The sequence below is a fragment of the Clostridiales bacterium FE2011 genome (assembly GCA_017569305.1).
Lineage (GTDB): Bacteria > Bacillota > Clostridia > Christensenellales > Aristaeellaceae > Aristaeella.
This window is the reverse complement of sequence record CP069418.1, coordinates 1,133,361-1,158,104: the sequence shown is the minus strand read 5'-3', so window position 1 is coordinate 1,158,104 and position 24,744 is coordinate 1,133,361. Positions and strand designations below refer to the sequence as shown.

Genomic DNA, 24,744 nt, shown 5'->3' with positions numbered 1-24,744 from the left:
AGAGTGCAGAGTGAAGAGTGAACAGTGAAGAGTTGAGCATTGAATGGGAATTTATTCCCACTCAATGCTCGCCGGAGGCTTCGTCGTCACATCCATTACTACTCTGCTTGCATGCGGAACCTCATTGACAATGCGGGCGGAAACCCGGGCAATGAGGTCATAGGGGAGACGAGCCCAGTCGGCGGTCATGAAGTCGTCGGTGGTGACGGCACGGAGGGCGATGGTGTAATCATAGGTGCGCTCGTCACCCATAACGCCGACACTCTGGATGCCGGTCAGCACGGTGAAATACTGATTGACATGGCGGTCCAGGCCGGCGGCGGCGATCTCCTCACGGAAGATGGCGTCGCTTTCCCGAACAATTTCCGCCTTTTCCGGAGTGACTTCCCCGATAATACGGATGGCCAGGCCGGGGCCGGGGAAGGGCTGGCGCCAGACCAGTTCCTTCGGCAGGCCGAGGGTTTCGCCCAGGGCGCGGACCTCATCCTTGAAGAGCATGCGCAGAGGCTCAATGAGTTCTGTGAATCCGAGCTCTTTCGGAAGACCACCCACATTGTGGTGGCTCTTGATGACGGCGGCATTGGTACCCTGGCCGCTTTCAATAACATCGGGATAGATGGTACCCTGGGCAAAATAGTCCAGCTTGCCGAGGGCAGTGGCTTCTTTCTTGAAGACTTCAATGAAGTCCCGGCCGATGATGTGACGCTTTTCTTCCGGCTCCGTGACACCCTTCAGGTCCCCGAAGAAGCGGTCGGCGGCATCGGAACGGATGAACCGAACGGGGAACAGATGGCTGAAAACATGGCATACCTGGTCACTTTCACCCTTGCGGAGGAGGCCGTGGTCCACAAAAACGCAGGTGAGGCGTTTGCCGATGGCTTTATAGATCAGGGCGGCAACAACAGAAGAGTCCACACCGCCGGACAGGGCCAGCAGTACGGTTCCGTCTTCGCCGACGGTTTCACGGATCTGCTTAATGGCGGTCTCGGCGTAGGCACTCATGGTCCAGTCGCCGGAGCAGCCGCAGAAGCGGAAGAGGAAGTTACGGATCAGCATGGTTCCTTCCTCGGTATGGGTCACTTCCGGATGGAACTGCACGCAGCAGATCTTCTTATCCTCGTTGACCATGGCGGCAACGGGGCAGTTGTCCGTTTCTGCGATCACCCGGAAACCGGGCGGGCAGGCGCTGACCTGCCAGGTATGGCTCATCCAGCAGTTGGACGCGGACTGCATACCTCCGAAGAGACCAGTCTGTTCCTTCATGCGGACGGTGACACGGCCGTATTCCCGCTCTTTGGCTTTTTCAACCGCTCCGCCCAGAAGCAGGGCAGTCAGCTGCATACCGTAGCAGATACCCAGTACCGGGATGCCCGCCTCATAAAGGGCGGGATCAATCCGGGGAGCATCAGCATCATGGACGCTGGAAGGACCGCCAGAAAGAATAATACCGATGGGCTTGCGGGCCAGGATATCCGCCAGGGGCATGTTCCACGGAACGACTTCGGAATAGACGTGGCATTCGCGGACACGGCGGGCGATCAGCTGGGTATACTGGCCGCCAAAGTCCAGGATAATGATGGTTTCTTTTTGCTGCATAGGTTCCCTCCGAAGAGATTGGATCGAATCGTGATTCACAATGATGAATCCGAGTTATTATGAACGCAAATCCCGATTTGCGCAATAATAATTATACCATAAACCAACGAAACCGGAATAACAAAGAGGCGTTTCCGCCTCTTTGTGAAGTGTGAAGTGCGATCGCCGTTACCAAAGTACCGATGGTACTTTGACGGCTGCTCAACTGAAGAGTGAAGAGTGAAAAGTGAAAAGTGAAGAGTTGCACAGGCATTGGCCAATTATTGGCCGCTTTGGCCATAATTGGCCAATACCCGTGCAGAAGGATCATTGACATTGCAGCCGGGCCAGGTTTTGTTGGGCATCCAGAAGTCAGGAATCATATGAGCCTGGCCGGGATAATACTGCTCGAACAGTTCCCGGTAAAGGAGGCTTTCCTTTGTGAAGGGACGGCAGTAGTCGTATTTCGCTGCTTTTTCCTCAAATTCCTGATCCGTATAGGTCTTCTCGGCATAGGCTTTCAGATCGTCCACCATGCTGTGGCCTACTGCGTCGGAGAAGGCAGCCTTCTGGCGCCAGAGGATTTCATCCGGCAGGATATGATCATCCGCGAAGGCTTTGCGGATCAGGTATTTGCCCATGTTGTGATTGTTCATCTTCAGTTCCGGATCAATGCTCATGGCATAGCGCACGAACTTCAGGTCGCCGAAGGGAACCCGGGCTTCCAGGGAGTTGTAGGAAATACAGCGGTCGGCGCGGAGCACATCGTAAACATGCAGTTCCCGGATACGCTTTTCCGCTTCCTCCTGGAAGGCGGCGGCGGAAGGAGCGAAGTCCGTGTACTTATAACCGAACAGTTCATCGGAAATTTCACCGGTCAGCAGCACCCGGACGTCTGTGTTCTCATGGATCCATTTACAGACCAGGTACATGCCGATGGAAGCGCGGATGGTGGTGATATCCCAGGTGCCGAGCAGCTCCACAACCGTGGGCAGCGCTTCCAGCACATCCTTCTCATTAATGATCACTTCCGTATGGTCGCTGCCGATATAATCCGCAACCATGCGGGCATACTTCAGGTCGATGGCATCAATGTCCATACCGATGGCGAAAGTGCGGATAGGTTTGTCCAGCATCTTTTGTGCGATGGCGCAGACGAGAGAAGAGTCGAGGCCGCCGGAGAGCAGGAAACCGACCGGGGCATCCGCGTCCAGACGCTTTTCCACGCCGTCCATCAGCAGGCGGCGCAGCTTGGGACAGACTTCCGCTTCTGTTTTCATGGTGAAATATCCGACGTAGGCGGGGTCCGCATACTGGACGAACTCACCGTCGATGTAGTAGTGGCCGGGCGGGAAGGGAAGAATCTTATCGCACATGCCGATCAGGTTTTTCGGCTCGCTGGCGAAGGCCATACCGCCGCCGCGAACCTCTCCGTAATAGAGAGGACGGATACCGATGGGATCCCTTGCAGCAATCAGTTTCTGCTGTTTGCCGTCCCAGAGGATCAGGGCGAACTCCGCATCCAGGGTTTTGAACATTTCCACGCCATATTCCCGGTAGAGGGGAAGCAGGATTTCACAGTCACATTCGCTTTTCAGGTCATAGGTTTCCATGAGACGGGCCCGCAGGGGACGGAAGCCGTACAGCTCGCCGTTGCAGACCACATAGTCGTCGTCCAGCCGGAAGGGCTGCATACCTTCCTCGTGCAGGCCCATGATGGCCAGACGGTGAAAACCAAGGATGCCGCCGGGGATATCCACCAGGCGGCTCATATCCGGACCACGGGAGATGGTCCGGTCAAAACAGGTTTTGATCAGGTCCCGGGGAAAACGGGCACCGGTCATGCCGAAAATAGAACACATAGCGTATTCCTCCAAAATGAAGAATGAAAAATGAAAAATGAAGAATTAATGGTCAGTCAGCAGCTTCAACAGACGATCGGCGGCTTCAACTGTATCAGCGGGATCGCCGAAGGTGGAGAAGCGGAAGAAGCCTTCACCGCAGGCACCGAAGCCTTCGCCGGGGGTGCCGACAACCTGGATCTCATTGAGCAGCTTGTCGAAGAATTCCCAGCTGCCCATGCCGTTCGGGCACTGCATCCAGATGTAGGGCGCATTTTTGCCGCCCCAGTAACGGATCCCGGCTTTGTCCAGTGCGGCCATAAGCACCTTGGCGTTCTGCTTATAGATCCGGATGTTGTCATGGATCTGCTTTTGTCCTTCATCCGTGAAGACGGCGGCACCGCCGTGCTGCAGGATATAGGAAACGCCGTTGGTCTTGGTGGTGCGGTTCCGAACCCACATGGCATTGAGATTCATGCCGCAGCGTTCCAGCGCCTTCGGAATGACCGTGTAGCCGAGGCGGGTGCCGGTGAAACCGGCGGTCTTGGACAGGGAGCATATCTCGATGGCGCAGGTTTCCGCACCGGGAATCTCAAAAATGCTGTGGGGAAGATCTTCTTCTATAAAGGCTTCATAGGCGGCATCGAAGAGGATCACCGCACCGCGTTCATTGGCCCAGTTGACCCACTGGGTCAGCTGTTCCCGGTTGTAAGCGGCACCGGTGGGATTGTTCGGGGAGCACAGATAGATCAGATCCGCATCCAGCCCCGGCTTCGGCAGGGGCAGGAAATGATTATCCGGGCCGGAGGGAAGATGAATAATCTCCCGGCCGGCCATGGTGTTGGCGTCCACATAGGCGGGATAGGCCGGCTCCATGATCAAAGCCTTGTTTGACCGGTCAAAGAGGTCCAGCAGGTCGCCCAGTTCATCACTGGCGCCGCTGGAAACGAAAACTTCCACAGGAGAAAGGAAAACATCCCGCTTTTCATAGTGCTTTGCGATGGTCTCCCGGAGGGAGGGCGCGCCGCACTCCGGCATATAGCCATGGAAGCGATCCTTTACACTCTGATCATCCACACCCTCATGCAGTGCCTTAATGACCGCGGGAACCAGCGGCAGGGAAACATCCCCGATGCCCATCCGGTAAAGATGGGTTCCCGGATGCTCTGCCAGATAGGCCTTGGTCTTCTGGGCAATATGATAGAAAAGATAGGATTCTTTCAGATTCGCGTAGCTGAGGTTTGGTGTCAGCATGGGATCAACTCCTTTTGATTAAGGTAGGAGGTATGAGGTAGGAAGTAGGAGGTATAAACGAAAAACAAGGCAAGGAAATCCTTCGCAGGACGCCTTTGCCTTGTTGGGAGGTATGGTATCATTCCGTGAAAGCCTTGTCAAGGAAGAAACAGGGAAAGGAAACAGCGAATACAAAGGGAATACAATCCGGGGGATTGACAGCTTTCCGGACCGGTGATAGGATACGCGCATCAGGGCAAGGGTGTCGTGCTGACGATGCACCTTGCTCTCTTTCTTTTATTATGACGCTGAGGGGGTCAGTATTATGAGTAAGTACACGAAGGAAGACATTATCCGCCTGGTACGGGAAGGCGACGTGGAGTTCATCCGCATGCAGTTCACCGATATTTTCGGTCAGCTGAAGAACGTGGCTATTACAGCCAGCCAGATCGAAAAAGCCGTTAACAATGAAATTATGATCGACGGCAGCAGCATTGAGGGCTTTGTCCGCATCAATGAGAGCGACCAGTATCTGCGCCCCGACCTGGACACCTTCACTATTCTGCCCTGGCGTCCCCAGCACGGTAAAGTCGCCAGACTGATCTGTGATGTTTACAATCCCGACGGAACACCCTTTGCCGGTGATCCCCGCGGCGTGCTGAAGAAAGTGCTGAAGCGGGCGGCCGATATGGGTTACTCCTTCAATGTAGGACCGGAGTGCGAGTTCTTCCTCTTCCAGACTGATGAAGAAGGAAAGCCCACCACCACCACTTCTGACGAAGCCGGCTACTTCGACCTGGGACCGCTGGATCACGGTGAGAGCACCCGCCGCGAGATCTGCCTGGCACTGGAGCAGATGGGCTTCGAAATCGAAGCCAGCCATCATGAAGTGGCTGCCGGCCAGCACGAGATCGACTTCCGTTACGCTGACGCGCTGACGGCTGCAGACAATATCATGACCTTCAAACTGGCTGTGAAAACGCTGGCCCAGAAGAACGGCCTGCATGCAACCTTCATGCCCAAGCCTGTGTTCGGTATCAACGGCAGCGGCATGCACACCAATATGAGCCTTTTCAAGGATGGCAAGAACGTATTTGCCGATCCTTCCGATAAGCGCGGCCTGAGCAAGGAAGCTTATTCCTTCATCGCCGGTATCCTGGCCCACATCCGCGGCATGGCGGCGATCACCAACCCGCTGGTTAACAGCTACAAGCGCCTGGTACCCGGCTACGAAGCTCCCTGCTACCTGGCCTGGAGCGCCAGCAACCGCAGCGCCCTGATCCGTATTCCCGCTGCCCGCGGCAACGGAACCCGCGTTGAACTGCGCTGCCCCGATCCGAGCGCGAACCCCTACCTGAACATGGCTGTCTGCCTGGCTGCCGGCCTGGACGGTATTGAAAAGGGTATGACCCCGCCGGATGAAATCACTGAAAACATCTTCGCTATGGATGCTGCCACCCGCGAAGCAAAGGGCATCAAGTCCCTGCCCGGCACACTGAAGGAAGCCGTGGACTGCCTGAAGGAAGACGCGGTGATCTGCACTGCCCTGGGCGAGCACGTGCTTGATCAGTATGTGGAAGGCAAGGAAAAAGAGTGGGATGCCTACCGTACACATGTGAGCAAGTGGGAAATCGACCGCTATCTGGTGATGTTTTAATTAATTCAGAATTATGAATTCAGAATTCAGAATTATATAGGATTTCCATACTGTTGCGGATTCTGTGTGATATGCAAACGTATAAGCAGAAACGCACCGGCGTGGTTCCCTATAAGAAATAATTGTGAATGATGAATGATGAATTGTGAATTAGATTAATGGAGGTGGAACCGTGGCCAGGATCGTTGTTGTCAGCCAGTCGGAAGACAGCCGTTCAAAGCTCGTCAAGCTCCTTGCCTCCTCCGGATTGCAGGTGTTCCGAAGTTGCTCATCAGGAAGTGAGCTGCGCCGGGCACTGAGCGAAAGCGAAGATTGTGTTGTGGTTATGATCGGTTTCACTCCGGACTGTAAACCGGATGAACTGATGTGGGACTATAAGGACAGTATCCAGATCCTGCTGATTGCCAAACAGGCTGTACTGGAGAACATCGAATCACCGGAGATTTTCCGGCTGGCGATGCCGGCTTCCGGACAGGCTGTGATCGGTGCGGTGGAGATGCTGTCCCAGCTGCACCGGATGCGGCTGCCCCGACGGACCGGGGAAAGCAAGGATTTGGTGGACCGGGCCAAGGCCATCCTGATGAAACAGAAAGGATTGACTGAACCGGAAGCGCACCGCGCCATGCAGCAGTACGCCATGAACCACGGCATGAAGATGGCCGAATTTGCTCAGCAAATTCTCGACAAGTCTGAGTGAAGAGTGAAGAGTGCAGAGTTGAGAGTGTAGAGTTCTCAACTCCCATCCTTCCGGAGGGAGTTAAGATGACTGACCGACAGTATCCTCTTTATCATAAAGAATTGGAACATGACAGCTGCGGCGTCGGCGCCGTGGTGGACCTGAACGCGAAGGCAACCCACCGGACGGTGGATCAGGCACTGTGTATTGTGGAACGCCTGGCGCACCGTGCGGGCAGCGATGCGGAAGGAACTACCGGAGACGGCGTGGGCATTATGACCCAGCTGCCCCATGCCCTGTTTGCCGCCTGGGCCAGGGAAGAAGGAATCGCCCTGGGCAACCCCGGAGATTACGGCGTGGGTATGTTCTTCTTGCCGGAGGATGAAGTCGGAGCTCAGAATACAGCAAGAATCTTTGAACAGCTGGCGGAATCCGAAGGGATTCAGGTGCTCGGGTGGCGGGAGGTACCCTGCCACCCGGCCCAGCTGGGCGCGGGAGCACGGCGGACGATGCCGTGCATCCGACAGTGCTTTTTAAAAAGGCCGAAGGAGACCGGTGCCGGTCAGGACTTTGACCGGCGGCTTTTTATATTACGGCGTGTTTTTGAACACCAGGACACGGACGCATATGTATGCTCCCTGTCCAGCCGTACGATCGTCTACAAGGGCATGATGCTGGTGAACCAGCTGCGTTCTTTCTATGACGATCTGCAGGACGTGCGCTATGCCAGCAGTATGGCGATGGTGCACTCCCGTTTTTCTACCAATACTTTCCCGTCCTGGAGCAAGGCACATCCCCAGCGGATGCTGCTGCATAACGGGGAAATCAATACCATCCGCGGCAACCATGACCGGATGAAGGCGCGTGAAGAAACCATGCGTTCCGACGTGATGGGCGCGGAAATGAAGCGCGTACTGCCGGTGGTTGATCCGGACGGAAGCGACAGCCAGATGCTGGATAATACCCTGGAGTTCCTGGCGATGAACGGATTCCCGCTGCCGCTGGCCGGAATGATTCTGCTGCCGGAACCCTGGCAGGGGCTGAAGAAAGAAACAGCCTGGCGGGATCTGTACCGCTACTATGCCACAATGATGGAGCCCTGGGACGGCCCCGCGGCAATCCTGTATTCCGACGGCGACACAGTGTGCGCGTCCCTGGACCGGAACGGCCTGCGTCCGCTGCGCTGCGCACTGACGGATGACCGGCGGTTGATCCTGACCTCCGAGGCAGGCGTGCTGTTTGAAGAAAATGCCCATATTCTGCGGCGCTGGAAGCTGAAAGCCGGAGACGTGCTGGAAGCAGATCTGAAGACAGGCCGGCTGACGGAAAGCGAGGCCCTGAAGACCCGCTTTGCCCAGGAGCATCCCTATACGGAGTGGATGCAGAAACTGGTCCGGCTGGAGGACCTGCCGACAACTGAAGTTAAAGAGGATATTCTGCTGGAAGCGGAGCGGGAAAAGCTCTGCAAGGCATTCCATTATACATGGGAAGACGTGCAGGACATCGTGCTGCCGATGGCGGCGAAGGGCACGGAACCCATCGTTTCCATGGGCGCGGACGTGCCGGTGGCGGCACTGTCGAAAACCCATCCTTCCCTGTATGACTACTTCCGCCAGCGTTTCGCACAGGTGACCAACCCGCCGATTGACGCGCTGCGGGAAGAAGTGAAGACCGACTGCTCCATCTACGTCGGCGACGACGGCAACCTGCTCTCCCGGGAGGCGGGAAACAGCGCTGTGCTGGAGCTGCCCTCCCCGGTACTGACCGAGGAGGAACTGCAGCGGATTCGGGAGATGGATCATCCGGATTTCTCTGTACGCACAGTCTCCTTGCTCTATGACAAGAAAGGCAGCCTGCGGGACGCCCTGGAGCATTTCTTTGCCGTCTGCGACCAGGCATGCCGTGACCATATCAATATCCTGATCCTGTCTGACCGGGGCGTCGGACCGGACGCCATCGCGATTCCTTCGCTGCTGGCGGTATCCGCCCTGGAACAGCACCTGATCAAAAAGAAAAAGCGCACAGCAGTTTCCGTGATCCTCGAGAGCGGAGAACCCCGGGACGTGCACCAGATGGCCATGCTGATCGGCTTCGGTGCCCGGGCGGTGAACCCGTACCTGGCTCATGCCTGTGTACGCGCCCTCTGCGCGGATGGACAGATTGACAAGACCCCGGAAGAAGCAATCCGGGATTACAACAAGGCGCTGACTGCCGGTGTGCTGAAGATCGCTTCCAAGATGGGTGTATCCGTACTTCAGGCATACCAGAGCGCCCAGCTGTTTGAGGCTGTGGGTCTGGATCAGGGCCTGGTTAAGACCTATTTCACCAATACACCCTGCTCCCTGGGCGGAACAGACCTGAACCGGATTGAAGCAGACAGCCGGTATCATCATGAAGCCGCGTTTGCCGCAGCTGGCTCAGAAGGACTGGTCAGCGAAGGCAAGCACAAGTACAGAAGAGGCGAGGCAGCAGAAGAACATCTGTATGCCCCGGAAACCATCCATCTGCTGCAACAGGCGGTATGGACAGACGACCGGGCTGCCTTTGACAAATATGCGGCACGGATTGAAAACGAGGGACCGCGGACAATCCGCTCCATGCTTTCCTTCAATTACGATTCCTGCCGTCCTGTTTCGCTGGAGGAAGTGGAAGCCGCATCCGAAATTGTGAAACGCTTCCGGACCGGCGCTATGAGCTACGGTTCCATTTCCCAGGAAGCCCATGAGTGCATGGCCAAGGCAATGAACCACCTGGGCGGCCGCTCAAACAGCGGAGAAGGCGGCGAACTGCCGGAGCGCTTCGGCACAGAACTGAACTCCGCTATCAAACAGGTAGCATCCGGCCGCTTTGGCGTGACGCGGGAATACCTGCTGTCAGCAAAAGAAATACAGATCAAGATGGCGCAGGGCGCCAAGCCCGGCGAGGGCGGACACCTGCCCGGCGCGAAAGTGACCGACAGCGTGGCGAAGACCCGCTGCTCCACCCCGGGAATCTCCCTGATTTCCCCGCCGCCGCATCATGATATTTATTCCATCGAGGATCTGGCTGAACTGATTTATGACCTGCAGTGTGCCAACGAGGATGCGAAGATCACCGTGAAGCTGGTGTCTTCCGCCGGTGTGGGTACCATTGCCAGCGGCGTGGCCAAGGCCGGCGCCGGCGGTATCCTGATCTCCGGCGGTGAAGGCGGTACCGGTGCCGCACCTATGAGCAGCGTGCATCATGCGGGCCTGCCCTGGGAGATCGGCCTGGCGGAAGCTCATCAGGTGCTTTGCCGCAACAGGCTGCGCCAGACGGTTACGCTGGAAACAGACGGTAAGCTGATGACCGGACATGACGTGATGGTGGCATTGCTGCTGGGTGCAGAACAGTTCGGCTTCGCGACGGCGCCCCTGGTTACCATGGGCTGCCGGATGATGCGGGTCTGCCAGCTGGGTACCTGCCCCTTCGGTATCGCGACCCAGAATCCTGAACTGCGCAAGCGCTTCAAGGGCAAGCCGGAATACGTGGAACGCTTCATGCTCTTTATTGCGGAGCAGATGCGGGAGATCATGGCAAAGCTCGGTGCGCGCACTGTGGATGAACTGGTGGGCCGCAGCGACCTGCTGGTGATGAAAGACGACGCAGCCATGGATCTGAGTGACCTGACCGGATTCGCCCGGAACACGCACTTCCAGCCGGCGGCGAAGTTTGATTTCCACCTGGCTGAACGTGCGGACGTGCGGCTGTACCAGGATCATGTGCATCTGATGACAACAGACCGGGCTTTCGGCACAATGCTGAAAGGCAACCGGCATATCCAGGCCCAGGGCTGCGGCGGTCAGTCCTTCGGAGCCTTCCTGCCCCATGGACAGGAGATCACCCTTTACGGTGTGGCAAACGACTACCTGGGCAAAGGCCTTTCCGGCGGAACGCTGGCGGTATGCCCGCCCGCGGACAGCATCTGGAAGAAGGAAGACACCCTGATCGGCAACGTGGCTCTGTACGGTGCGACCAGCGGCTATGCCTTTGTGGCCGGTATGGCGGGTGAGCGTTTTGCAGTGCGCAATTCCGGCGCATGGGCCGTGGTTGAAGGCGTGGGAGACCATGGATGCGAATATATGACCGGCGGCCGGGTGGCAGTGCTGGGTCCTGTGGGCGACAACTTCGCGGCAGGCATGAGCGGCGGCGTGGCCTGGGTGCTGGACGAGGACGGCCAGCTTCAGAACCGGTTGAACACCGGACATGTGAAGCTTTATGAAGTCTCCGCACAGCAGGCGGATGAACTGAACCGGCTGCTGGAAATGCATGTGAAGGCGACAGGCTCTGAGAAAGCCAGAGAGATTCTGGAACACTTCAGCGATTATCTGCCGAAGTTCAAGGCAGTAATCTCCGACGAATACCTCGCCTGGATGAATAATTAAGAATTAAGAATTATTAGTTGTTACTGAGAAATTGGGGTGGAAGCATGGGGAGCACAACAGGCTTTCTGGATGTTATCAGAATAGAGAACCCTTTTCGGGCTGAAGAAGCGAGACTGGGCGACTTTGAAGACCTGCATATGCCGAATCCGCCGAAGGTCCGGCATGAACAGGCGTCCCGGTGCATGAACTGCGGCGTGCCCTTCTGCCAGTCAGACTTCGGCTGCCCGCTGCATAACCTGATTCCTGAGTGGAACGACCTGCTTTACCGGGGTCAGGAGCAGGAGGCGCTGCGCCGCCTGCTGCGGACGGCACCCTTCCCGGAATTTACAGGACATGTGTGTCCGGCACTGTGCGAAAAGGCATGCAACCTGGAGAATGATGCGACAACCAATAAAGACAATGAGCTGTATCTGATCGAGACCGGGTTTGCCAAGGGATGGATTCAGCCGAGGATCCCGGCGGCGCGCACAGGAAAACGTGTGGCCGTGGTCGGCAGCGGCCCTTCCGGGCTGGCGGCGGCAGATCTGCTGAACCAGCTGGGTCATGAAGTGACTGTGATTGAAAAAGCAGACCGCCCCGGCGGACTGCTGATGTACGGCATTCCGAACATGAAGCTGCCAAAGGGCATTGTGGAACGCCGGATCCGCCTGATGGAGGCGGAGGGTATCCGGTTTGAACTGAATACCGAAGCGAAGGCTGAAGAACTCCAGGATTATGACGCGGTGCTGCTGTGCGGTGGCGCGCGGAAGCCCCGCTCCCTGAACGTGGAGCATATGGATGCCCAGGGCGTGATGTTTGCAGTGGACTTCCTGACAGCGGCAACGAAGGCGGTGCTGAAAGGCGCTGTATCCGAAGCAAGCGCAGAAGGAAAGCACGTGATTGTGGTCGGCGGCGGCGATACGGGCAATGACTGTGTGGGTACTGCCCTGCGGCAGGGATGCGTCAGCGTGACGCAGCTGGAAATGATGCCTGCTCCGCCTGTGGACCGGACCGCAAACAATCCATGGCCGGAATGGCCGAGGACCCTGCGGACGGACTATGGCCAGATGGAAGCTATTTACCGCCAGGGAAGCGATCCCCGGATCTATGAGACCACAGTGAAACAGATCCTGACGGATGAGACAGGCCGGATTAACGGACTCGAAACCGTGAAGCTGCAGCGGACACCTGAAGGAAGGTTTGAGCAGGTTCCCGGCAGCGAACAGACGCTGCCCTGTGAACTGCTGCTGATTGCGGCCGGTTTCGTAGGCTGCGAGGAAAAGACGCTGTCCAGCTTTGACCTGAAGGCGGATGGCCGGGGACGGCTGCTGCCGGAAGACGGAAGCCATCACCTGGGTGGAAAGATCTACAGCGCCGGGGATATGCGCAACGGACAGTCCCTGGTGGTGCGGGCACTGGCTGACGGGAGAGCGGCGGCAAAAGAAATTGATCAGGAGATCAATTTCAAATGAAAAATGAAGAATTGAGAATCTTTGTTTTTCTCCTGTATATCGTCTGTGATGTTCTTGACACATGAGGGTGACAGGGTTACAATTCCTGTAATTTCATAAGAAACCGTTGAAGCGGAGATCAAAGCGGCAATGCCCTTACAGAGAGTCCGGGATGGTGAAAGCCGGGCAGGAAACAAACCGCCAAATGGACCGCGGAGGGCGCAGTCAAAAGCCGGGAGGCTGAGTATTCTGCGACGTGAGGCATACGTCAGTTGCCGGGAATATGATCGTATTCCGCAGAGTGCACGGGAAACCGTGAAACAGGGTGGCACCGCGAAGTATATTCGTCCCTGACAGAGCATATCTGTCAGGGGCTTTTTCGTTCAATGAATTATGTATTAACTGGAGGAGAACGGCATGAAGATCGTACCCGGTCCGGAGGAAGTGGCCCGCTACAGGGAGACGGGAGAGTATAAAGTGGTTCCGGTCAGCTGTGAGCTGTTTGCGGATATCTGTACACCGATCCAGGCGGTGCGGAAACTGAAGAATGTTTCCTCCCACTGCTTCCTGCTGGAGTCCGCTGAACCGCAGGAAACCTGGGGACGCTACACCTTCCTGGGTTATGACCCGAAGATGAGCATCACCTGTGCGGACGGAGAAATGCGGGTGAACGAGCTGAAAATGCAGACGAAGGATCCTTCCGCAGTATTACGGCAGATCCTGGCGGAGTATAAAAGCCCCCGGATTCCCGGACTGCCGCCTTTTACCGGCGGCCTGACCGGCTACTTCTCCTATGATTACCTGAACTATTCAGAACCGACGGTTCGCCGGGAGACAGAGGACACAGAGCATTTCCAGGACGTGGACCTGATGCTCTTCGACAAGGTGATTGCCTTTGACAACCTGCGGCAGAAGATCATCCTGATCGCGAACGTCCGGCTGGACGAGGGAGAAGCCGGATATCACCGGGCGGAGATGGAACTGGCGGAGCTGAAAAAGCTGATCACCGAAGGCGCTGAGGCTAAGGATGAGCCCGGACGACTGACAGGAGAGGTAACGCCGCTGTTCAACAAGGCAGAATACTGTGCCATGGTGGAAAAAGCCCGGCACTACATCAAGGAAGGGGACATTTTCCAGATTGTGCTTTCCAACCGGTTGAGTGCTCCCTATGAAGGCAGCCTGCTGAACATGTACCGGACGCTGCGGACGGTGAACCCTTCTCCCTATATGTTTTACTTCTCCGGCACGGATGTGGAGGTTGCGGGGGCGAGCCCGGAGACGCTGGTGAAGCTGGAAAACGGCGTCCTGCACACTTTCCCGCTGGCGGGTACCAGGCCGAGAGGAACAACCCGGGAAGAGGACCGGAAACTGGAAGAAGAGCTGCTGCAGGACGAGAAGGAACTGGCAGAACACAACATGCTGGTGGATCTGGGACGGAATGACCTGGGAAAGATCTCAAAATTCGGCAGCGTGCAGGTGAAAAAGTTCCACGAGGTCCTGCGGTTCTCCCACGTGATGCATATCGGCTCCACAGTGCGCGGGGAAATCCGGGAAGACAAGGACGCGCTGGATGCTATTGAGGCAGTCCTGCCGGCGGGCACCCTGTCCGGAGCACCGAAGATCCGGGCCTGCCAGCTGATCGGAGAGCTGGAGAACAACAAGCGGGGCATCTACGGCGGAGCGATCGGCTATATCGACTTTGCCGGAAACATGGATACCTGCATTGCAATCCGGATCGCATACAAGAAAAACGGCAAGGTGTTTGTCCGCTCCGGAGCCGGAATTGTATATGATTCCGTACCGGAAAAGGAACATGAAGAATGCCTGAACAAAGCCCGGGCAGTGCTGAACTCCCTGGAAAAGGCCGGAAAGGAGATAGACGGATGACGCTGCTGATCGACAACTATGACAGCTTTTCCTATAACCTGTATCAGCTGATCGGAGAGCTGAATCCGGATATCAAAGTAATCCGGAACGACGAGATGACCATTGAGGAGATCCGGGAACTGAAGCCGGACAGGATCATCCTTTCCCCCGGTCCGGGACGGCCGGAGGATGCGGGAATCATCATCGAAGCAGCCAAAGAGCTGGGGAAAGATATCCCGCTGCTGGGTGTGTGCCTGGGACACCAGGCGATCTGCGCAGCCTTTGGCGCGACGGTCACCTACGCCAAGGCCCTGATGCACGGAAAGCAGTCTGTGGTACGGCAGGAGGGAAGCAGCCCGCTGTTCGAAGGATTGCCGGAGACTTTTCCCGTGGCCCGGTATCACTCGCTGGCCGCGGCACCGGAGACCATGCCGGAGTGCCTGGAAGTGACTGCCCGGACAGAGGACGGCGAGGTCATGGCAGTGCAGCATAAGGAATATCCGGTGTACGGGGTGCAGTTCCATCCGGAAAGCATACTGACGCCAGATGGAAAGAAAATTCTGAGGAATTTTCTTTCCAAATGAATAATGAAAACTTTTGCGATCGCTGTTACCAAAGTTCCGATCGGTGAAACCTCCGGAACTTTGACAGCTGTAGCATGGCAGTCGTTACCCAAATCAAAGATTTGGACAACTGCTCAATACTTAAAACTTAAAAATTATATAGTGTTTATTCGCAGAGGAGGAGAAAAAATGATTAAGGAAGCTATTGTGAAGATCGTAAGCAAGGAAGACCTGACCTATGAAGAAGCTTATACCGTGATGAATGAAATCATGAGCGGGGAGACCACGCCGACCCAGAACGCGGCTTTTCTGGCATCCCTGTCCACCAAGAGCGCCCGGGCGGAGACCACGGCTGAAATCGCGGGCTGCGCGGCGGCTATGCGGGAAAAGGCAACGCCTGTGAATGCGGGTCCCGATCTGTTTGAGATCGTCGGCACCGGCGGAGACAATGCCCACAGCTTCAACATTTCCACCACTTCAGCGCTGGTGGCTGCGGCGGGCGGCATGCGGGTGGCAAAACACGGCAACCGGGCAGCCTCCAGCAAGAGCGGTACGGCAGACTGCCTGGAAGCGCTGGGCGTGAACATTGACCAGGATCCGGATAAGTGCCGTCAGCTGCTGGACGAAGTGGGCATGTGCTTCTTCTTTGCCCAGAAGTATCATACTTCCATGAAGTATGTGGGTGCCATCCGGAGGGAACTGGGCTTCCGCACGGTGTTCAACATCCTGGGACCGCTGACCAACCCCGGTCATCCCTCCATGCAGCTGCTGGGCGTGTATGACGAGTATCTGGTACAGCCCCTGGCACAGGTGCTGATGAACCTGGGGGTGAAGCGGGGCATGGTGGTTTACGGACAGGACAAGCTGGACGAGATCTCCCTGAGTGCGCCGACCACGGTATGCGAATTCAAGGACGGCTGGATGAAGAACTATGTGATCACTCCCGAACAGTTCGGCCTGCAGCGCTGCACGAAGCAGGACCTGGTGGGCGGGACTCCTGCGGAGAACGCGGAGATCACCAAAGCGATTCTTTCCGGCGAAAAGGGACCGAAGCGGGATGCGGTGCTGATGAACGCAGGCGCAGCCCTGTACATCGGCGGGAAGGCTGAAAGCCTGGCAGAGGGTGTCAAACTGGCGGAGGAGATTATTGACAGCGGAAAGGCTATGACGACACTGGAAAAGCTGATCAGCGTTTCCAACGAATAAATCAGGATCAGTGCCCTTCGGGCATAGTAAGGGATTCCTCCACTCCGCTGCGCTCCGGTCGGAATGACACTGTCGCTGCGACGGGGAGATTCTTCCCTTCGTTCAGGATAACATTTGGAGGTTACGGATGACTATACTGGATAAGCTTGCCGATCTTTCACGGGAGCGGGCAAAGAGAGAACAGGAGAAAATAACGGAAGCGGAACTGCGGGAGCAGGCAAAAGCGCTGGGCAAAGGAAACGGGGAGGCGTTTCTTTCCGCCCTGAAAAAGCCGGGAATCTCCTTTATCTGTGAGATCAAGAAGGCGTCTCCCTCCAAGGGACTGATTTCTCCGGATTTTCCTTACCTGAAGATCGCGGAAGCCTATGAGCGGGGCGGAGCAGACTGTATCTCCTGCCTGACCGAGCCGGAGTACTTCCTGGGATCGGACGGGATCTTTCGGGAAGTGCGGGCAAAGGTGAGCCTGCCGATGCTGCGCAAGGACTTCACAGTCAGTGCCTACCAGCTGGATCAGGCTCGGGTGATGGGTGCGAACGCGGCCCTGCTCATCGTTTCCCTGCTGGACGAAAAGACGCTGGAAGCTTATCTGGAACGATGCGGGGAACTGGGAATCGCAGCGCTGGTGGAGACCCACGACGAAGAAGAGATCCGCAGGGCAGTATCCGCCGGGGCGAAGATCATCGGCGTGAACAACCGGAACCTGAAAGACTTTTCCGTGGACTTTGAGAATGCGGCAAGGCTGCGGGACCGGATCCCGGCTGATTGTGTTTATGTAGCGGAAAGCGGCGTCAAAACACCGGAAGACGTACAGCGGCTGAAGCAGATCGGCGCGGATGCCGCACTGATTGGTGAAACGCTGATGAGGGCGGAGGATACCGCAGCAAAGCTGCAGGAATTAATTCACAATTCATAATTCATAATTCAGAATTAATGCTTGAGTACACCTCCAGAATGCAGCGGTAAGAAAGGATACAGCATGGTTCAAACGAAGACAAAAATTAAAATGTGCGGGCTGCGAAGGCCGGAGGACATTGAGGCGGTTAATGAGCTCAAGCCGGAATACATCGGGTTTGTGTTCTTTCCCGGAAGCAAGCGGTACGTGACGCCGGAGACGGCGAAGGCGCTGCGGGCCGGACTGAACCCGGGGATCAAGGCGGTGGGCGTCTTTGTGGACGGGGATCCGGAAACGGTCGCCCGGCTGCTGGAGGAGGGTGTGATCGACATTGCCCAGCTACACGGGCACGAGGATGAAACCTACCTGGCAGAACTGCGGAAGAAAACGGACAAGCCGCTGATCCGGGCCTTCCGGATCCGGAGCGCGGAAGACGCACAGCAAGCGCAGGCATCCACCGCGGAGCAGATCCTGCTGGATGCGGGAGCCGGGGACGGAAAGACCTTCGACTGGAGCTGGCTGAAAGAAGTGACAAGACCCTATTTTCTCGCCGGCGGGCTGAACCCGGAAAATGCCGGCGAGGCGGTGAAGAAGCTGAAGCCTTACGCGGTGGACGTTTCATCCGGAATAGAGACTGAGGGATACAAGGATATCAACAAGATGCGCGCATTTGTGCGGGCAGTCAGGGAGGAGCAGGTATGAGCAATCAGAACGGACGCTTCGGTATCCACGGCGGACAGTATATTCCTGAAACGCTGATGAATGCCGTGATCGAGCTGGAGGAGGCCTACAATCACTATAAGGCGGACCCGGAGTTTAACCGGGAACTGACCGCCCTGCTGAACGATTACGCCGGACGGCCTTCCCGGCTGTATTATGCCGAAAAAATGACGAAGGACCTGGGCGGCGCGAAGATCTACCTGAAACGGGAAGACCTGAACCATACCGGCGCCCACAAGATCAACAACGTGCTGGGACAGGCACTGCTGGCAAAGAAAATGGGCAAAACCCGCCTGATTGCCGAGACCGGTGCCGGACAGCACGGCGTGGCCACCGCCACAGCCGCGGCCCTTATGGGTATGGAATGTGTGGTGTTCATGGGCGAGGAAGATACGATCCGCCAGGCGCTGAACGTATACCGGATGCGGCTGCTGGGCGCGGAGGTAATCCCGGTGAAGACCGGCACTGCCACCCTGAAGGACGCTGTAAGCGAGGCCATGCGGGAATGGACCCGCCGGATTGACGACACCCATTACTGCCTGGGCTCTGTGATGGGGCCGCATCCCTTCCCGACGATTGTACGGGACTTCCAGGCGGTGATCTCCAAGGAAATCAAGGAACAGATCCTGGAGAAGGAAGGCCGGCTGCCGGATGCGGTGATTGCCTGCGTCGGCGGAGGCAGCAATGCCATCGGAAGCTTCTATCACTTTATTGAGGACAAGGACGTCCGGCTGATCGGCTGCGAAGCAGCAGGCCGGGGAATTGATACCTTTGAGACGGCGGCAACCATGAATACCGGCCGCCTGGGCATCTTCCACGGAATGAAAAGCTATTTCTGTCAGGATGAGTACGGCCAGATTGCGCCTGTGTACTCCATCTCCGCCGGGCTGGACTATCCGGGTGTGGGTCCGGAACACGCCTGGCTGCATGATACCGGACGGGCTGAATATGTGCCGGTGACCGATGAAGAGGCTGTGTGCGCCTTTGAGTACCTGGCAAAGACGGAGGGCATTATTCCGGCGATTGAGTCCGCGCATGCGGTGGCGTATGCCCAGAAGATCGCGCCGGATATGAAACCGGACCAGATCATCGTGATTACCGTTTCCGGCCGGGGCGACAAGGACTGCGCCGCCATCGCCCGCTACAGAGGGGAGGATCTCCATGAGTAAGATCGCAAAGGCTTTTGACCATGGCAAGGCGTTTATCGCCTTTATCACCTGCGGTGATCCGGATCTGGAAACCACGGGTAAAGCGGTACGGGCTGCCGTGGAGAACGGCGCAGACCTGATTGAATTGGGCATTCCCTTTTCCGACCCCATGGCAGAAGGACCGGTGATTCAGGAAGCCAACCTGCGAGCCCTGCAGGCGGGAACCACCACAGATAAGATTTTTGATTTTGTGAAAGACCTGCGCAAAGACGTGACCGTTCCCATGGTCTTTATGACCTATGCCAACGTAATCTTTTCCTACGGGGCGGAGAAGTTTATCTCTACCTGTGAGCAGATCGGCATTGACGGACTGATCCTGCCGGACCTGCCTTTTGAGGAGAAGGAAGAGTTTTTGCCTTTGTGCCGGCAGTATCATGTGGACCTGGTTTCCCTGATTGCGCCGACATCCGAAAACCGGGTGGCGATGATTGCCCGGGAGGCGGAAGGATTCATCTACCTGGTGTCCAGCCTGGGCGTGACAGGCACCCGCAGTGAAATTACCACAGATCTGCAGCCCATTATCCGGACGATCCGGGAAAACGCGAAGGTGCCGGTGGCCATCGGCTTCGGTATTTCCAAGCCAGAGCAGGCGAAGGCTATGGCGGCCATTTCCGATGGCGCTATTGTGGGATCCGCGATTGAGAAAATCCTGGCGCAGTATGGGAAAGAGGCACCGGAACACATTGGAGAATATGTGAAGAGTATGAAGGAAGCAATAAACTGAAAACTTAAAAAATGAATAATGATAGTTTGTTATAACCAGATAGGTGCATTATTCATCAGGAGGAAATGCAATGATTCGGCAGTTGTCTATTTTCGCGGAAAACAAAAAGGGTGCCATGAACCGGATTACTCAGATCCTGGCGGACGCCGGGGTCAATATGAATACCCTGATCACCAATGACAGCGCGGAATTCGGGATTATCCGCATGCTGGTATCCGATACGGAACAGGCCGCGCAGGAACTGCAGGCCGCCGGGTACATGTGCCATGCGGACTACGTGGCCGCGGTGGAGATCGGAGACGAGTGCGGCAGCCTGAACGACCTGCTCACGGTGATCAATGACGGCAACATCAACCTGGATTACCTCTATGTGACATACAATACCCTGAGCCGCCTGCCGGTTGCGATCCTGCGGGCGACCGACCTGATGGAAGTGGAAGGTTTCCTGCAGGCCAGGGGTTACAAGACGCTGGAACGGATTGACTGAACAAAGCAAACGAAGCCCTGACGGGGACAACCGTCAGGGCTTTGCTTTGCAGTACAAACAAGTTGAAAAATGCCCGTGTTTTTGGCATGATATAAAAGATATCAAATCAATAAAACCGGAATACGCGGAGGCAGAAGATGGAATACAGGATTGACGACAAGCAGCTTGATGCAGGAAAATTTATCGAATTTGTCAACAAAGTCTGGCCCGGAAAGTATGATGAAGGCAGGACGGCGGAGGCGTTATCCAGGACACTGAACATCACTGCCTATGACGGCGAAACACTGGTGGGCTGCCTGCGCATTCTGACAGATGGTTATTTTTTCGGTACGATTACTGAAATGCTGGTGCTGCCGGAATATCAAAAACAGGGAATCGGAAGCAGGTTGCTTCAGCTGGCTAAGGAAAATACCTCGACGATGCTGTATTTCGGAGCGCAGCCGACAGCGGAGAAATTCTATGAGAAGAATGGATGCCCGAAGGGCTTTCAATCCTACATGATCGAAAAGAAACGGCAGTAATTCAGTGCGCAGAGTTTTTCAGACAAGAGGAATGAATATGGATAAACTTTTATTAACACATTACTATTATCCGGGGACGGATCCCTGGAAAAACATCATGAACCAGCCGGAACAGGAAGCTTTCAGGGTGGCTGCCGAACTTGCGGCTGCCCATCCCGAAACGACCAGTTTTTACCGGTTTGCGGATTTTAAGAATTACTATCCCCTGCGAAAAAGAGCAGATGAATATGTGCGGGAAGCGTTTATCCGGCTCGGAGGGAAACCAAAGCTGCAACACCCTTATTCATTCGTGCTTGCGGAAAGTGATTATCTGAAATCCTGGTTTGACAGCAAAGACAAAATAGTGCTTGACCTTTCAGATATTCCTGACGATCAGGTAAGCTTCACGCCCGGTGACAGCTGCGCACTTCTCCAGCAGGGGATTGAGCCGGCTGTGCTGACAAAAGGGATGCTCCTGAACGGAATCAGGGACTGCGGCGGATCGGCGGAGGCTTTCCTTGAAAAGATACTGGAAGGAAGGCCTTATGTTGAGGTCCAGCTTTGGGACCGGTTTTAATCCGTTCTGAAAGATCGTTATACAGGACAAAACGGAGCAAGCCGGAACAGGAAAACAAATGATACAGTCTCTATAATCAAACGTGAAAGGAGGGATAACGATGGATTGGGTGAGAGCGATCAATCATGCCATAGAATACATGGAAGAACACCTGACAGATGACATCACGCTGGCGGATATTGCGAAGAGTGTGAATCTTTCCGCGTTCCATTTTCAGCGGGCGTTTTCATTGCTGACGGAAATGTCGCCCGCGGAATACCTGCGGAAAAGGCGCCTTTCGCAGGCCGGGGCGGAACTGACAGAAGGAAAGAACAAGGTCATCGACGTTGCGCTGAAATACGGCTATGATTCTCCGGAAAGCTTCAGCAAAGCCTTTACGAGATTTCACGGTGTTTCACCGATGCAGGTGAAGAACGGGAGCTCCATCCGTTTCATGAATCGTTATACCGTCCGGATTATGATTGACGGAGGCTGTATCATGGAATACAAAATTGAAAAATGGGACGCGATGGATCTGATCGTGCATGCAGGCAGTTTTCACGCGGAAACCAGCGAGAAGGAAATCCCGGCATTCTGGGATGCGTATTATGCCGATGAGAAATTAAGAAAGACCCCGGGTTATCTCGGCGTATGCGCACAGCAGAAAACAGACAGCGACGAATTCACCTATGGAATCGGATGCAAGGCCTCAGATGTGGCTGTCGTTCCGGATGAATTTGAAATCCTGCATATTCCGGAGCATACCTGGGCGGTTTTCAAGTGCGTGGGTCCCATGCCGAACGCGATCCAGGACATGTGGGGCAAAATCTACCGGGAATGGCTGCCTGTGGCGGATTATGAGCTCATTCCTGACTATGATATTGAGAATTATCTGCCCGGAGACCCGTCATCAAAGAATTATGTGAGTGAAATCTGTTTCCCCGTCAAAAGAAAAGCATGAACGGTGTAAATCGGGAGGCGGAAAAGATGGATCATTCTATTCGGGAGTGGCTGCTGGAAGACGAAACGCCGGAGGTTAAACTCCGGATGCTGAAGGAGTATGAGAAACTGCCGGAAAATGACGAAAGAGTCATTGAGTGTAAAAGACGGCTGCTGCAAAGCAAGGTATACGAACGCGGACTGAAGAAGCTCCGGACAGACAAGCCATGGGCGAAGTATGATGCGATTTTGGCCTTTGCGGAGTGGGGACTGACACGGGAAGATATCGGCAGCGATATTGACGATGAGGTCTTTGCCCTGATTGAGAGCACAGGTTTTAAGATGCTGTGCGGGGAACCGCTTTTGCTCAGGAATCTAGTAAAGCTGGGATACTATCAGGAAGAGTTCGTGAAAAACGAAGTTGACAGTATGCTCAGACTGATCAAGGAAGACGGGGGCTTTGGATGCATCAGCACAAACAAAAAGACCAATGATCCAAGGAAACCTCATAAGAGCTGTGCGAGGCTGACAGTGGAATATCTTCTGCTGGTTGCGGAGCTGCACCTGACGGGCTGCCGGATGGAATGTGAGAGTGCACTGGTGCATTATTTCACAAAACGAAACATCTTTTACAGGACCGATGATATGAAAACGCCCATGGTGGACGTGATGCTGGGAACATTTTATCCGCCGGATCCGATCAAGATCGGTGCGCATCAGATTGTCTATGCTTTGAGAGCCCTGGGGTGCGAACCGGAATCTGAAGCGATGCAGGCCGGATATAAAGTACTGAACCAGCACCGGCTGGAAAACGGAAGGTATGTGCTGACAGCGTCCAAAAGTGTACCGGCATTCAAGGCCGGCAATGTGGGCGAAGAAAACAAGTGGGTAACCCTTTACGCATACATGGCGCGGTGAGACTGAATGGAGAATTTGAAATGAAACGGGAACTGGGGATTGCACGCTGCGGGATGGCCTGCTGCCTGTGCTGTGAAAATATCACGTGTAAAGGATGCAGAAAAGAGGGTTTCCTGGAACTTTCCTGGTGCAAAGACGCACAATGGTGCGAAAACCGTAATTGCGGGATTGCGAAGGGTATTAACGGCTGTTATGAATGCACCCCTGCTGACTGCCGCAAAGGACTCTATGCCGAGAAACTATCCGTTCGCGGGTTTGCGGAATTCGCCCGGAGATATGGCATTGAAGAACTTCTGGACTGCCTGGAACGGAACGAACAAGCCGGGATTGTTTATCACCGGGAAGACTTCACGGGAGACTATGACGGCTTTGACGACCTGGACAAGCTGATTGATTTTATCAGAACAGGGAAAAGATGACTGTTTAGTGACTTGCTTATCTCAAAGAAAAAAAGAGAAAAAAATATCAAAAAACCTATTGACCTGCCACTTGGTGGCAGGTTTATTATCTTCTCACGGAGGTGACAGCAGGATGAAAATGAGTGAGTTTTCCAGAATAACCGGAATTAAGAGGACGGCATTACAGCTATATGAAAAGAAGGGACTGCTGAACCCTGCTTCCAGGACAGAGTCCGGTTACTGGGAATATGACGATGAAAGCCTGGGCCGTGCAAGCTTAATAACCATCCTGAAAGAATCCGGGTATACACTGGAAGAAATAAAGAAGATTCTTGACAGCGGCGATCAGTTTAGTATAACGGAAACCTATAAGGATTGCGAAGAAAGGCTATGCCAGAAAGTCAAAAAACTCAACGGATATATCAGATACATCAAAAAGGCACAGCAGAGTGCTGAAGCAGGACGTCTGTCGGAGCTGGTATTCAAGAAACTGGGAATCGCGGCGGTCCTGGAGAAAGCCGGCGGGATGAAAAATGAGATGGATCAGTACAATACGAAAATGGAAAAGGCGGAGGAAGTGCTGGGACCGATTGATGAACTGGATCCTGCAGTAGAAATAGAGCTTGGAGCGCTTTTCTATATTTCGCTTTTACAGGGAAAGGAACCGCCTGAAGAACCTACTGCCCAGGAAACGCTCCAAAGGATTTTTGCGCATGCGAATGCCCACGCGGATAAAAGCTTCCTGAAGGCGGAAACGGCCTCTGGATTTGCCCAAAACGCAAAGGAAGCGCTGGAAACCATGAATGAACAACACGTTGCTCTTATTGAAAAAACATATGGGAAAGGCTGCGTAGAGTATGTCCTGAAGGCACTGGATGCATTCGGGAAGACAGAAAACAGCAGATGAAACGTGTCGGAGATAATAAATCGCTCTTTTATTTTGTGTTCAGGA

At 55.2% G+C, this 24,744-nt stretch carries 21 protein-coding genes; 18 read left to right on the top strand and 3 right to left on the bottom strand.

Translation table 11 applies throughout. The features are described 5' to 3' along the window. Positions 1 to 51: 51 nt before the first annotated feature. The 3 genes from guaA to JRC49_05520 all read right to left on the bottom strand — a co-directional run bounded on the left by guaA (position 52) and on the right by JRC49_05520 (position 4,670). A complete protein-coding gene (gene guaA, locus JRC49_05530; protein ID QTE72277.1) occupies positions 52 to 1,596 on the bottom strand; it encodes a glutamine-hydrolyzing GMP synthase in 1,545 nt (514 codons plus the stop codon). Between the two features lie 260 nt (positions 1,597 to 1,856). Then, positions 1,857 to 3,437: an asparagine synthase B gene (gene asnB, locus JRC49_05525; protein ID QTE72276.1), complete on the bottom strand. Its 1,581-nt coding sequence runs from the start codon at positions 3,435 to 3,437 to the stop codon at positions 1,857 to 1,859. A 45-nt stretch (positions 3,438 to 3,482) separates the two neighbouring features. After that, a complete protein-coding gene (locus tag JRC49_05520; protein ID QTE72275.1) occupies positions 3,483 to 4,670 on the bottom strand; it encodes an LL-diaminopimelate aminotransferase in 1,188 nt (395 codons plus the stop codon). A 304-nt stretch (positions 4,671 to 4,974) separates the two neighbouring features. Here JRC49_05520 and glnA point away from each other — a divergent pair, with 304 nt between their 5' ends. From glnA to JRC49_05430, 18 genes are all read left to right on the top strand, one after another. After that, on the top strand, positions 4,975 to 6,306 hold the full coding sequence (gene glnA / locus JRC49_05515) for a type I glutamate--ammonia ligase (GenBank protein QTE72274.1): 1,332 nt from the start codon (positions 4,975 to 4,977) through the stop codon (positions 6,304 to 6,306). A gap of 172 nt (positions 6,307 to 6,478) precedes the next feature. Continuing rightward, the gene (locus tag JRC49_05510) at positions 6,479 to 7,003 is read left to right on the top strand and encodes an ANTAR domain-containing protein (protein ID QTE72273.1); all 525 of its coding nucleotides are present in this window, start codon (positions 6,479 to 6,481) and stop codon (positions 7,001 to 7,003) included. Positions 7,004 to 7,068: 65 nt separating this feature from the next. Continuing rightward, positions 7,069 to 11,385: a glutamate synthase large subunit gene (gene gltB / locus JRC49_05505; GenBank protein ID QTE72272.1), complete on the top strand. Its 4,317-nt coding sequence runs from the start codon at positions 7,069 to 7,071 to the stop codon at positions 11,383 to 11,385. 44 nt (positions 11,386 to 11,429) lie between these two features. Beyond that, positions 11,430 to 12,836: a glutamate synthase subunit beta gene (locus JRC49_05500; GenBank protein QTE72271.1), complete on the top strand. Its 1,407-nt coding sequence runs from the start codon at positions 11,430 to 11,432 to the stop codon at positions 12,834 to 12,836. Positions 12,837 to 13,232: 396 nt separating this feature from the next. Next, positions 13,233 to 14,702 carry an anthranilate synthase component I gene (gene trpE / locus JRC49_05495; protein QTE72270.1) on the top strand — a complete coding sequence of 490 codons (1,470 nt, stop codon included), beginning with the start codon at positions 13,233 to 13,235 and terminating at the stop codon, positions 14,700 to 14,702. Further along, the gene (locus JRC49_05490; GenBank protein ID QTE72269.1) at positions 14,699 to 15,265 is read left to right on the top strand and encodes an aminodeoxychorismate/anthranilate synthase component II; all 567 of its coding nucleotides are present in this window, start codon (positions 14,699 to 14,701) and stop codon (positions 15,263 to 15,265) included. Before trpE ends, JRC49_05490 begins: the two co-directional genes overlap by 4 nt. A gap of 168 nt (positions 15,266 to 15,433) precedes the next feature. Continuing rightward, positions 15,434 to 16,450, top strand: a complete 1,017-nt coding sequence (trpD, locus tag JRC49_05485) for an anthranilate phosphoribosyltransferase (GenBank protein ID QTE72268.1) — start codon at positions 15,434 to 15,436, stop codon at positions 16,448 to 16,450. Positions 16,451 to 16,577: 127 nt separating this feature from the next. Further along, positions 16,578 to 17,363, top strand: a complete 786-nt coding sequence (gene trpC / locus JRC49_05480; GenBank protein QTE72267.1) for an indole-3-glycerol phosphate synthase TrpC — start codon at positions 16,578 to 16,580, stop codon at positions 17,361 to 17,363. A gap of 63 nt (positions 17,364 to 17,426) precedes the next feature. Beyond that, positions 17,427 to 18,044 (top strand): phosphoribosylanthranilate isomerase, encoded by a 618-nt coding sequence (locus JRC49_05475; protein ID QTE72266.1) that lies wholly within the window; start codon positions 17,427 to 17,429, stop codon positions 18,042 to 18,044. Continuing rightward, entirely contained in the window at positions 18,041 to 19,231 is a 1,191-nt protein-coding gene (trpB, locus tag JRC49_05470; GenBank protein QTE72265.1) for a tryptophan synthase subunit beta, read from the top strand. The genes JRC49_05475 and trpB overlap by 4 nt, the downstream gene beginning before the upstream one ends. After that, positions 19,224 to 19,994, top strand: coding sequence for a tryptophan synthase subunit alpha (locus JRC49_05465; GenBank protein QTE72264.1), 771 nt, complete (start codon positions 19,224 to 19,226; stop codon positions 19,992 to 19,994). Before trpB ends, JRC49_05465 begins: the two co-directional genes overlap by 8 nt. 70 nt (positions 19,995 to 20,064) lie before the next feature. After that, entirely contained in the window at positions 20,065 to 20,481 is a 417-nt protein-coding gene (locus tag JRC49_05460; GenBank protein QTE72263.1) for an ACT domain-containing protein, read from the top strand. A gap of 137 nt (positions 20,482 to 20,618) precedes the next feature. Beyond that, positions 20,619 to 21,002 (top strand): GNAT family N-acetyltransferase, encoded by a 384-nt coding sequence (locus JRC49_05455; GenBank protein QTE72262.1) that lies wholly within the window; start codon positions 20,619 to 20,621, stop codon positions 21,000 to 21,002. 37 nt (positions 21,003 to 21,039) lie between these two features. After that, positions 21,040 to 21,558 carry a hypothetical protein gene (locus JRC49_05450; GenBank protein ID QTE72261.1) on the top strand — a complete coding sequence of 173 codons (519 nt, stop codon included), beginning with the start codon at positions 21,040 to 21,042 and terminating at the stop codon, positions 21,556 to 21,558. Between the two features lie 100 nt (positions 21,559 to 21,658). After that, complete coding sequence (locus tag JRC49_05445) at positions 21,659 to 22,498, top strand: AraC family transcriptional regulator (protein QTE72260.1); 840 nt, start codon at positions 21,659 to 21,661, stop codon at positions 22,496 to 22,498. Positions 22,499 to 22,524: 26 nt separating this feature from the next. Then, a complete protein-coding gene (locus tag JRC49_05440; protein ID QTE72259.1) occupies positions 22,525 to 23,394 on the top strand; it encodes a hypothetical protein in 870 nt (289 codons plus the stop codon). Positions 23,395 to 23,414: 20 nt separating this feature from the next. Continuing rightward, positions 23,415 to 23,813, top strand: a complete 399-nt coding sequence (locus tag JRC49_05435) for a DUF3795 domain-containing protein (GenBank protein QTE72258.1) — start codon at positions 23,415 to 23,417, stop codon at positions 23,811 to 23,813. After that, on the top strand, positions 23,785 to 24,699 hold the full coding sequence (locus JRC49_05430; protein ID QTE72257.1) for a MerR family transcriptional regulator: 915 nt from the start codon (positions 23,785 to 23,787) through the stop codon (positions 24,697 to 24,699). Before JRC49_05435 ends, JRC49_05430 begins: the two co-directional genes overlap by 29 nt. Positions 24,700 to 24,744: the final 45 nt, after the last annotated feature.

What these genes read in the sequence shown, in the direction of transcription:
- JRC49_05455 (QTE72262.1), top strand. Translation starts at nt 20,619, where the DNA reads ATGGAATACAGGATTGACGACAAGCAGCTTGATGCAGGAAAATTTATC.
- JRC49_05490 (QTE72269.1), top strand. Translation starts at nt 14,699, where the DNA reads ATGACGCTGCTGATCGACAACTATGACAGCTTTTCCTATAACCTGTAT.
- trpE (QTE72270.1), top strand. Translation starts at nt 13,233, where the DNA reads ATGAAGATCGTACCCGGTCCGGAGGAAGTGGCCCGCTACAGGGAGACG.
- asnB (QTE72276.1), bottom strand. Translation starts at nt 3,437, where the DNA reads ATGTGTTCTATTTTCGGCATGACCGGTGCCCGTTTTCCCCGGGACCTG.
- gltB (QTE72272.1), top strand. Translation starts at nt 7,069, where the DNA reads ATGACTGACCGACAGTATCCTCTTTATCATAAAGAATTGGAACATGAC.
- JRC49_05465 (QTE72264.1), top strand. Translation starts at nt 19,224, where the DNA reads ATGAGTAAGATCGCAAAGGCTTTTGACCATGGCAAGGCGTTTATCGCC.
- trpD (QTE72268.1), top strand. Translation starts at nt 15,434, where the DNA reads ATGATTAAGGAAGCTATTGTGAAGATCGTAAGCAAGGAAGACCTGACC.
- JRC49_05445 (QTE72260.1), top strand. Translation starts at nt 21,659, where the DNA reads ATGGATTGGGTGAGAGCGATCAATCATGCCATAGAATACATGGAAGAA.
- trpB (QTE72265.1), top strand. Translation starts at nt 18,041, where the DNA reads ATGAGCAATCAGAACGGACGCTTCGGTATCCACGGCGGACAGTATATT.
- JRC49_05460 (QTE72263.1), top strand. Translation starts at nt 20,065, where the DNA reads ATGATTCGGCAGTTGTCTATTTTCGCGGAAAACAAAAAGGGTGCCATG.
- trpC (QTE72267.1), top strand. Translation starts at nt 16,578, where the DNA reads ATGACTATACTGGATAAGCTTGCCGATCTTTCACGGGAGCGGGCAAAG.
- glnA (QTE72274.1), top strand. Translation starts at nt 4,975, where the DNA reads ATGAGTAAGTACACGAAGGAAGACATTATCCGCCTGGTACGGGAAGGC.
- JRC49_05500 (QTE72271.1), top strand. Translation starts at nt 11,430, where the DNA reads ATGGGGAGCACAACAGGCTTTCTGGATGTTATCAGAATAGAGAACCCT.
- JRC49_05475 (QTE72266.1), top strand. Translation starts at nt 17,427, where the DNA reads ATGGTTCAAACGAAGACAAAAATTAAAATGTGCGGGCTGCGAAGGCCG.
- JRC49_05440 (QTE72259.1), top strand. Translation starts at nt 22,525, where the DNA reads ATGGATCATTCTATTCGGGAGTGGCTGCTGGAAGACGAAACGCCGGAG.
- guaA (QTE72277.1), bottom strand. Translation starts at nt 1,596, where the DNA reads ATGCAGCAAAAAGAAACCATCATTATCCTGGACTTTGGCGGCCAGTAT.
- JRC49_05435 (QTE72258.1), top strand. Translation starts at nt 23,415, where the DNA reads ATGAAACGGGAACTGGGGATTGCACGCTGCGGGATGGCCTGCTGCCTG.
- JRC49_05450 (QTE72261.1), top strand. Translation starts at nt 21,040, where the DNA reads ATGGATAAACTTTTATTAACACATTACTATTATCCGGGGACGGATCCC.
- JRC49_05520 (QTE72275.1), bottom strand. Translation starts at nt 4,670, where the DNA reads ATGCTGACACCAAACCTCAGCTACGCGAATCTGAAAGAATCCTATCTT.